Origin of the sequence: Vibrio sp. 10N.222.48.A3, assembly GCF_041475345.1 — a bacterium.
In the GTDB taxonomy this organism is placed as follows: domain Bacteria; phylum Pseudomonadota; class Gammaproteobacteria; order Enterobacterales; family Vibrionaceae; genus Vibrio; species Vibrio tasmaniensis_A.
This window is the reverse complement of sequence record NZ_JBFRVX010001155.1, coordinates 1-1,609: the sequence shown is the minus strand read 5'-3', so window position 1 is coordinate 1,609 and position 1,609 is coordinate 1. Positions and strand designations below refer to the sequence as shown.

Genomic DNA, 1,609 nt, shown 5'->3' with positions numbered 1-1,609 from the left:
ACCGAGAACCTACCCAGCCAAAAGTTGATAGAGAAGTGTGGCGCTGAGCGAGAAACCATTGCCAAGAATCGATTTCTGTTTAACGGTAAGCCCAAAGATGGCGTGGTTTATTCTGTGCTGCCTCCAACGTCTTAACAGCAGAAATGAGTTCAACACCTGCGATAGCACGTAAGCGACACGATCAAAAAAGAGCTCCAAAGAGCTCTTTTTTTATTATCAGCGTAATGACCTTAAAGGCTTACCTGATTAGTGAAGCTTTAGGTTTGGACGAAGTACACGGTTAATACGACCAACCAGCATCATCAGTGATGTTTTGATTAAGCCGTGAAGCGCCATCTGGTGCATGCGGTACAAAGAGATGTACACCACACGAGCAATACGACCTTCAACCATCATCGAACCTTTCGTCAGGTTACCCATCAAGCTACCTACCGTAGAGAAACGGCTTAGTGAAACTAGCGAGCCTTTATCTTTGTAGATGTAATCTTTCAGGTCACGACCGTTCAACTTAGCAATGATGTTGCTAAATGCACAGCTTGCCATTTGGTGAGCCGCTTGTGCACGTGGCGGAACGAATGAACCATCTGCTTGTGTACATTGCGCCAAGTCACCGATAGCAAAGATGTTGTCATCCAAAGTTGTTTGCAGCGTGTTCTTCACAACCAACTGGTTGATACGGTTGGTCTCAAGACCACCGATATCTTTCATGAAATCTGGTGCTTTGATACCTGCTGCCCATACCATGATTTGAGCTGGGATCTTGTCGCCATCTTTGGTTGTTAGGCCGTCAGAATCCGCCTGAGTCACCATCGTATTCGTACGAACGTTCACACCAAGCTTGGTTAGCTCAGAGTGTGCTGCACTTGAAATACGAGGAGGTAGAGCTGGAAGAATACGCTCACCCGCTTCAACTAGGTTTACGTTCAGCTTGCTTGAATCTAGGTCGCCGAAGCCGTAAGTACGAAGCTCTTTAACTGCGTTGTGTAGCTCTGCAGAAAGCTCAACACCTGTTGCACCAGCACCAACAATCGCGATGTCTACCGTGCCTTGACCGTTCTTAGCGTGAAGCTTTAAGAACTGGTTGTTCATTTCTGTACGGAAACGGTGTGCTTGCTCTGGGCTATCAAGGAAAATACAGTTGTCACGAACGCCTGGAGTGTTGAAGTCGTTTGACGTTGAGCCTAGCGCCATCACAAGAATATCGTATTCAAGTTCACGGCTTGGCATCAGCAGTTCACCGTGCTCGTCTGTAAGCTCGCTTAGTGCAATCACTTTACGCTCACGATCGATGTCGTTCAGGCTGCCCATTTGGAAATCGAAGTAATGGTTTTTTGCGTGCGCACGGTAGCTTAATGCATCAACACCTTCATCCAGTGAGCCCGTTGCTACTTCATGAAGTAATGGTTTCCATAGGTGGCTTGCTTTACGGTCTACCAGAGTAATCTGGGCACGTTTCTTACGACCTAAAGTGCGGCCTAGCTTAGTTGCTAGTTCTAAACCACCAGCACCACCGCCTACTACGATAATTTTTGTCACAGTGACAATCCTCTACAAAATGAATAAATGGGGTTCGGCTCGATTACTCCAACCGATAAATTCTATGTATCTA

General features: G+C 46.6%; 2 protein-coding genes. One reads left to right on the top strand and one right to left on the bottom strand.

Annotation, left to right across the window (positions count from 1 at the left end; translation table 11 throughout):
• Positions 1-135 (top strand): GNAT family N-acetyltransferase (locus AB4653_RS24585; protein ID WP_372105542.1); only part of this gene is annotated, 135 nt, incomplete at its 5' end.
• Positions 136-246: 111 nt separating this feature from the next.
• Here the strand turns inward: AB4653_RS24585 and AB4653_RS24580 are convergent.
• Positions 247-1,536, bottom strand: coding sequence for an NAD(P)/FAD-dependent oxidoreductase (locus tag AB4653_RS24580; RefSeq protein WP_009847154.1), 1,290 nt, complete (start codon positions 1,534-1,536; stop codon positions 247-249).
• Positions 1,537-1,609: the final 73 nt, after the last annotated feature.